The organism is Desulfobulbus rhabdoformis (assembly GCF_016919065.1).
In the GTDB taxonomy this organism is placed as follows: Bacteria; Desulfobacterota; Desulfobulbia; order Desulfobulbales; family Desulfobulbaceae; genus Desulfobulbus; species Desulfobulbus rhabdoformis.
Genome location: NZ_JAFFQA010000004.1, coordinates 173,258 through 181,459, shown reverse-complemented (window position 1 = coordinate 181,459; position 8,202 = coordinate 173,258). Strand labels below are relative to the sequence as shown.

At 52.1% G+C, this 8,202-nt stretch carries 4 protein-coding genes; 1 reads left to right on the top strand and 3 read right to left on the bottom strand.

The genetic code is table 11. The features are described from left to right. The first annotated feature begins 405 nt into the window (after positions 1-405). Entirely contained in the window at positions 406-2,424 is a 2,019-nt protein-coding gene (locus tag JWJ90_RS03570; protein WP_205225821.1) for an ATP-binding protein, read from the top strand. Between the two features lie 145 nt (positions 2,425-2,569). Here JWJ90_RS03570 and JWJ90_RS03565 read toward each other — a convergent pair whose 3' ends face one another. The 3 genes from JWJ90_RS03565 to JWJ90_RS03555 form a co-directional block, all read right to left on the bottom strand. Beyond that, positions 2,570-3,004, bottom strand: coding sequence for a gamma-glutamylcyclotransferase family protein (locus JWJ90_RS03565; protein WP_205225820.1), 435 nt, complete (start codon positions 3,002-3,004; stop codon positions 2,570-2,572). A 1-nt stretch (position 3,005) separates the two neighbouring features. Next, the gene (locus JWJ90_RS03560; RefSeq protein ID WP_205225819.1) at positions 3,006-4,349 is read right to left on the bottom strand and encodes a radical SAM protein; all 1,344 of its coding nucleotides are present in this window, start codon (positions 4,347-4,349) and stop codon (positions 3,006-3,008) included. Positions 4,350-4,477: 128 nt separating this feature from the next. Further along, on the bottom strand, positions 4,478-8,134 hold the full coding sequence (locus tag JWJ90_RS03555) for a PAS domain S-box protein (RefSeq protein WP_205225818.1): 3,657 nt from the start codon (positions 8,132-8,134) through the stop codon (positions 4,478-4,480). Positions 8,135-8,202: the final 68 nt, after the last annotated feature.

The following is an 8,202-nucleotide window of genomic DNA, read 5'->3' as shown; positions in this document are numbered from 1 at the left end:
TCCGGTTCTGCTTGACGATTCGGGTTGCCCCTACACGCCGAACCGGCGATTTCGCGGTGAACAGGCAATTACCGCGGGTGGCATCGCAGCCACCAGGACAGCCAGAGCTTTGCCTGGCGCACAACCGATCACAGGGTAATCCCCGAAAATACAGATTATCAACGAACCGGTACGCGGTTGCGGGGTGCCTTCGAAACTAGGCATCGGCCAGGGCAGCGTACACCTATAGGTCAACAGGCAGCCCCCAGATTCGGTGCCCCGTAATTGCTTATCTTTTTCCTTGTCAAACAAGGAAGAAGACGTGACAATCTACTCCAATCAAATACAGGCTTTTTTGCTTTCCCCTCGAGCCCATAAAAAAGCACAACTTTCCTGAACGGGCAAATAACGGAGATTATACATCGCATGCAGTGGTTCTTCATGGCCATGGTGGCTGCAGGCACCCTTATCCTGTCGGTTTCCGTGCATAACAGTCGCCGGCTTAGTCAGCTTGTCCCCGAGACATTCAAACCTAAATGGCGTATTCTCACTCTGCTCATCGCATGTTTCATAGTGGGCTACTGTGGATATCTGGTTATCCAGTTCACCCATGTTCAATTCCCCCTGCCACTCTTGATCAGCACCATCTTTTTCGGTGGCTCTCTTTTTGTTTACGGGATTATTTCGCTCATAGGCCACACCCTGCATACACTCAAAAAGCTGAATGACAACCTGGAATCTGAGATAAAAAGACAGACGCACGAGTTGCACGAGAGCAACCAACAGCTCAGTCAGTCTCAACAGGAGCTCACTCAACAGAATATTTTTCTCCACTCGGTTATCAACGCCCTGCCCCACCCTTTTCTTGTACTTGATCCGGAAACCCACACAATCCTTCTCGCAAACACCGCAGCGGGGCTCTCCCCTCAGGCAGCACCGACCACATGCCACATGCTCTCCCATGGGTCCCCCTGCCCCTGCACGGGCAACGATCATCCCTGCCCCGTGCAGGAGATAAAAAAATCCGGTGCTCCTATCGTGGTTGAACATCTGCATCACACCTCAGAAGGTGAAAAGCGTATTGTCGAAGTACATGGTTACCCGGTATTCAACGTTCAGGGGGAGTTGACGCAGATTATCGAATACTCGATAGATATAACCGAAAAGAAAGAAACAGAGGACGAACTGATCCAGGCCAAGCTGAATGCCGAAGAGGCCAGCGCAGCCAAAGGTACCTTTCTGGCAAATATGTCACATGAAATCCGTACCCCAATGAACGCCATTATGGGGATATCCTACCTGGCACTGCAAACAGAGCTCACTCCAGAACAGCGCAACTGCATTACCAAGGTGCATCACTCGGCCACCCACCTGCTGCGTATTCTCAACGACATCCTGGACATCTCTAAACTTGAAGCAGGAAGGATGCTGATTGTGCCGGAATCTTTTGTCCTGGCGGACTGCATCAACCAGGTCACAGAGACATTCCAGGTCCAAGCCCAGCAAAAGGGCCTGAAGCTGACCACCAGCATTGAACAGGATGTCCCCAGAAGCTTCAAGGGGGATGCTCTTCGTCTACGCCAGGTACTGGTGAATCTGGTCGGCAATGCTATTAAGTTCACCCAATCCGGATCGGTTGATATCAGGGTGCACCTGGCCAATTCTCCTCCAAAGGAAGCAGAGAGGATACAAGCAGCGCCCGCCCCTTACATCCTCCACTTTCGAGTCTGCGATACGGGAATTGGCATTCCACCCGATCTTGTGGAACGTATTTTCACCAGCTTTGAGCAGGGAGATATTTCAAGTACGCGCCAGTTTGGCGGCACCGGCCTGGGACTATCGATCTGCAGCCAGATCATTGAGTTGATGGGAGGGGAAATATGGGCGGAAAGCACCCTGCAAGAGGGCAGTTGTTTTCATTTTACGATCCCCCTTGTCCTGGGGGAAATGGACGCGCCCCCCGAGGATGCCCCCAAGGTTGAAGTGCTTGAAAAGCAGATTGACGAAATGCGGATTCTCTTAGTGGATGACAACGAGATTAACCGGGAAGTGGCCACCATGATGCTTGAAACCCATCACTCGGTCACATCGGCCAGCAACGGGCTGGAGGCACTCCGGGCACTAGCAAAGCACGAATTTGATCTTATCTTAATGGATGTGCAGATGCCGCAGATGGATGGCATAACCGCCACAGGGGTAATTCGTGCCATCGAGCGAGGAAAGCCCGTCGAGGTCGCCATCCCTTCCGATCTGAAGCAACGATTAGCCAAAAAAATCTTCCAACAACGTGTTCCCATTATAGCCATGACAGCACACGCGCTGGAGGAGGACAAAAATCAGTGCTTACAGGCCGGAATGGATGACTTTATAAGCAAACCGTTCCAGTACGAGCAGATGCTCAGCGCCTTTGACCATATCTGCCATGACCGCCTGCGCTTTGCCTAAGAAACACACCACGCATTTGGGCGCAGGCAGCCGACTCTTTCCCGGCCTCAAGGGTGTCTTGAATACTTAGATTTTTCTCAAGGCCAGGTAAGCGCCAGACTCCGCGGGATTGGCAGAAAAAGCAATTATTCAAGATGCCCTCAAGTCATAAAGGTGCTGGCACAAAGGGACGAATAACCCGCTTGATGTATTCCGTTGAGAGGGGCGCATCCAGAAGAGCCGCATTTATCCGCCCCACATATTCTTCCCGCGGTTTCCCTTCGCTGATCACCGGGTCGACATAGGTAAGCGCGGGTTGCTCTGCCCCCTGAAAGAAGATCTGCACGACCACCTTGTGATATTTTTCCTGCTCCACACCTTCATAAAGATCGAGCAGCCGTTCATCTTCAGGGCTGAGCCAAAACACAAGCCCCTCAACCTGGTGCTCATAATCGACAACAATATTTGCATAGCCACGGGTGGTTATAATCCAGCGGTACCCAGGCAGCAGACCGACGCCAAGCAGGGGGCTATGGGGACAGCGACTCTGCATCTGCTGCAACCACATGTTGGAGCCGTAGGCAAAATAGATTTGGCTCATACTACTTCCCCACTGCCCTGCTTTGCCGAGCAAGGGGATTGGCCTGACACGGGGTTCTGCCATCGCGCACGCTACCTGCAAATGCATTAAGCCGTGTATAATCAGGGGCTTTTCGACCATCATAAAGATCACAGGCTCGAGCGTATTGAACATCTCGGAACCAGATCTTTAAAAATTGCGGATCACGCAGATGAGCTGCCGCCAGTTGCCAAGGCCGAAAGAGACCACTGGTGAGGGGGCCAAACAACTCCGAAGGATCACGGAAACATTCCCAGTCGCACTTCCGGCAATCAGCCTTGCGGTTGGCAGCAACTTTTGTTGCATCAAGCTCCCAAAGCCGCCCCAGCCCATCAGCCCCCCGGTAGCCGCAGGGATAGGTTTGCCCATCGACACTATCGACAAAGAGGTAATCGCTGCCACCGCGGCAGCCATACCCGTGCCCCTGATTACCGCTGTGATGCCCGATTAAATTATGCACGGCCGAAAGTGGAGTAACGATACGCAGCCGATGCCGAAACTTTTTCACGGTTGCAAAAAGAGCTTGATATAAAAGGACCTTTTCCCGCCTATCAAAGCGAACAATGCGCTCCGAGGCCGTCGCTGCATACACTGCCTGCAATCCAGCCTCACCAGGCTCAACACTCATGGGATAGCAGGCGCTGGTCAACGTGAAGCCTGTCTCAATAATCAGCCGGTACAAGCGTTCAAGCCCTTGGCTGAAGGCCCGAATAAAACGCTCTTCATCGACACCATCGCCCTCCAAGGGGGAAAGCGCCATGGTTTCCTGGGTAAGGTTGCGGTTCAAGCCGACATTTGCAGAGGGATAGATGCCGTGGGCATGAAAGATAGGGAGCGCCTTTTTGATCCCTGCCAGCACCCCAGGAAAACCACGCATGCGATCATGGATATCAGGTTCGGCAGAATCAACGGAAAACCAGAGGTTACGCAGAGGCGTTGCCGCCAACCTTTCAGCCAGGCGATGCACTTTGTCCTCAAAATTCAGCTCCTGATGGTGCCGAAAAAGAAAACCGTTGGTTCCGGTACGAATATAACGATATCCGGCCTTACCTGCATAGTTGATCAACTCAACAAGGTCTTGAAGCAGCAGAAAAGGTTCTCCACCGGTGAAAGACACCATGCGCATACCGCGCTGTGCTCCTGCATCAAGCAACTGTTTAACATAATCGTTATCCAGCCTTTTTCTGGGAAAACGATTCAACACCCGCATCCCACACTGAGGGCACTGCGCATTACAACGATCGGTAAGCTGAATAATCAATTGCCCAGGTACCTTCCCACGAAGCAATCGTCCGCCCGTCTCTAAAACCTGCCTCACACTCCCCATAGTCACTCCCTTTTGAAAAAAACGACCCTTACGCACGATGTTTACGTAAGTGCCGTTTGTACCACATCAATCCGGAAGCAACCGTTAAGCCTTGATTACAGCTTTATTGGTACCAGGTTAGTATTGTGTCAGCCGGTCAAAGGCTCCTGCTGTATCGCTGTTTGAATTGCCCCCCCCAGCTCACCTTTCCTGTAAGGTTTTTGCAGAAATACCTGGGGATAACGCTGGCGTTCCCCGCTCATAACCAGAGATTCATCGTAGCCGCTGGTCAGAATAAAGGGGAGATTGGGCGCACTCTCCCTTAACGCAGCCATGAACTCCCAGCCATCCATAGTTGGCATGGTCAGATCACAGATCACCAGAAAAATATCTGCAGCCGAGTCTCTGTACAGATGAAGGGCCTCGACGCCATCTGCCACACTGATACACTTGTACCCAAGCCGCTTCAGCATGGTTTGCACCATCAGGCGGACCTGTTCTTCATCCTCCACCAGAAGGACGCTCTTCTCCTGGCAGGGGGATATCTTCTCCTTTACCTCAACTGCGCAGGGTTCATCATCGGCCACAGGTAGATAGACTCTAAAAATACTGCCCTTTTCCGGAATGCTCTCAACCGTTATGCCACCGGCGTGCGCCCGGACGATCCCCATCACCACCGGCAACCCAAGACCACGTCCGGTAAATTTGCTGGAAAAAAATGGATCAAACAGTTGCTCAATATCAAAAATTTCAATACCGACGCCTGAATCCTGCACCTGCAGACAAACATACTCCTGGGCAAGGGGATCCCAATCGACCGGAAACCGATTCTGATCGGAAATATCCGTTGGTCCAACAAGATACATGGAACACACTATTTTCCCCGTCCCCTCGCCAATGGCCTCAACCGCATTAACGAGCAAGTTCCTGACCATACGCTGGAGGTGGTTTGCGTTCCCCACAACTCTGGGCCCAACCTGAAAAAAATGGGATTCCAGGGTGATGCCCTTCGGCATCAACTCCTGCAGCTGCGGTAGAGACTTTTGATACAAGACGCCTAGATCTAAACGTTGATGGCGCCCTTCCGTCTGCCCTAAGTAGGTCAGAAGAAGACTGCTCACTTCCACCGCCCGTTCCCCAGCCCGGGTGGCAGCAAGAAGGTTGGGTATTGCCGGTGATTCCTCGTCCAGATCCTCAAGACTCATTTCAACGTTACCGATCACCACACTGAGCAGGTTATTAAAATGATGCGCAATGGCCCCGGCCATACGACTGAGGCTTTCCGCCTTTTGCAGCTGCAGAGCCTGCCGCTCCCACTGACGTCGCTCCTCCTCCATTTTTCTCTGCTCACTTAAGTCTGTGTTGGTTCCGGCAAGACGAATCGCCGTTCCGTTATCATCACGCTGCACCGAACCACGGGTAAGCACCGGCAGATAGTCCCCGTTTTTATGGCAAAGGCGTACATGTATTTCAAATGAGGATTTTCCATGAATGGCTTCTTTCAACTCACGATTCGCCCGCTCCACATCATCCGGGTGCAGCAAGCCAAACCAAAGGTCTCCCACAGCGTGAATCTCTTCGGAAGTGTATCCCAGCATTGCAAACCAGCGTGGAGAGGCATACATCGCATCTGCCCCCAAATCCCAATCCCAAAGTGCATCTTTGGTAGCCTGTAAGGCCAGGTGTAAACGCTCCTCACTTTTCTTCAGGGCCATAGCTGCCTGCCTGCGCTTGGTTATATCAATAACCAGCCCCTGCACCGAAACGCCGCCCTGAGGCGGCGAAACCAGGGAGGGCTTGACCTCTGCCCAAAAAGATTCTCCTGTCTTGGAAACAAGCAACAGTTCCTGCGACAAAGGTACCACGCCCCGCTGAACAGCCTCAGGAAATACCTTTTGGCACCGAGCCTGATCCTCCGGCGCGAGGAACTCGAAGATATTGCAGCCTAAAAGATCATCCACCCCAGCAGCCCCCAACATGCCAGCCAGGGACTCGTTCGCATAGGTTACCCTCCCCTGATTATCGCAGGCAAAAAAACCATCACTGAGACTGGAAATGAGAGATCTGTACATCTCTTCGCTTGCCCGTAGGGCATCTTCTGCCTGCTTACGCACCGAGATATCATGGGCCATGCTGAACATGACCTCACGCCCGTTCCAGGTAAAAGGTCCGCCCACAATCTCTACCGGGACAGAGCTCCCGTCTTTTTTGCGGTGATAGAGCAGAGGAATAAAGATCGTTCCGCCATCAACCGCCTCTTCAATGGCCTGGCGGGTCTGTTCTCCCTCTGCGGACACATCAAAAACAGTCATACCACCCAAAAGTTCCGTACGGTTGTATCCGTACATGTGCAGGTAGGCATCATTGACGTCAAGAAAACGTAAGGTGACGACATCAAAGATAGCCATCGCGTATAACTGATTTTCAAATATGACCCGATACTTTTCCTCACTGTTTTTTAAAGCGGCCCGGTCTTTATTTCTTTCACTGACGTCACGGCAGACACAAAAAATAAGTTTATTCCCATCAAATTCAGCGCCATTGGAGGAAATTTCCACATCGATAACCTGACCATCTTTACGTCTGTGCTGGGTCTGAAGCTTATTGCCACCAGGATCGGACCTGTTCAGCAGGACGCGGATATCCTCTTCCGCCCAACAGGCATCCCAATCCCAAACATGAAGATTTTTAATTTCCTCAGGTGAGTAACCAAGCATGTCGGCAAAACACCGGTTAGCCTCGTACACCTTGCCCTGCCTATCTAATATGACGATACCATCCCGGGACTGCTCAAGCAGAATACGGCGCTGGACAAGATCCTCTTCGCGCTCCTTTTCGCGTAGGGACTGCTCTCGCAAATGACGCAGGGTAATCCAGGCAACGGCTGTGGTTGTCAACAAAAGTACGCCCAGCAGCAGAGCGCCCAAAGTCGCCTGAATACGCCAGGGGGCCAGATAATCACTCCCGACCAAGCCAACCGTAATTGTAAAGGGCCAGCCCATAACACGGCGGTAACTGCAGTAACGGCCTATATAATTATCTTTACTTTCTGCTTGAAAACTTCCCACTGGAACGCCCGACTCAAGCAACCGCCGGTAGCCATTGCAAAACTCTTTATTGCCCGGCAGGCCAAGTTCCCCCTCCAAGGCAGGAGGATTACGAATAACAAGGCTGCCATCGTCGTAACGCATAACTGCTGTACCGCTGGAGCCAAAATTCAGGTTACCAAGAATACGGGAGAATACATCAAGCGGGACAGAGGCAAAAATTACGCCACCAAAGCCGCCATCCGGGGAATAAAAACAGCGGGTAAAGGCAATGATCAAGCGTCCGGTAACAGGATCGGGCATGGGCCTGGAAGCTACCGCCCCCTGAGCACACTGACTTTTATGGGTTTGGAAAAAAGGACTCTCTGCGATGCTGATTCCCTTTCTTTGTTCAAGGGACTCATCCCTTAAAAGCTCACCCCGAGCATTCGCCACCCGAATACTGCTTACCTCTGGAAGCGTGTCAGCTTCCAGACGAAGCTGGCGGAGTACACGGGTTTTATCGAACGCTCCCCCCATAAGCTGTTGCTGAAGCTCTCGCTGCACGCGAAGCACTGCGCCATCGACCAAACGGGCCTTATCTGCTATACGCTGCTCCAGCAACTGCACCAGATTTTGCCCGGCCACATCTAAACGTTCAAGATAATGGTTGTGACTATGAATAAGGAAAAAAAGCGTACCGACAAGGATGAGCAGGTCAAGCAGGACCGTGCCCCAGATGATGGATCTTTCAAACCACTTTGAGGTGTCGCTTCGCATGGGCAAGCCCCCGATACCGGAAGGGTGGTATCGTTGTAATCGGTATGCCCCAAACAACGAAACTGACA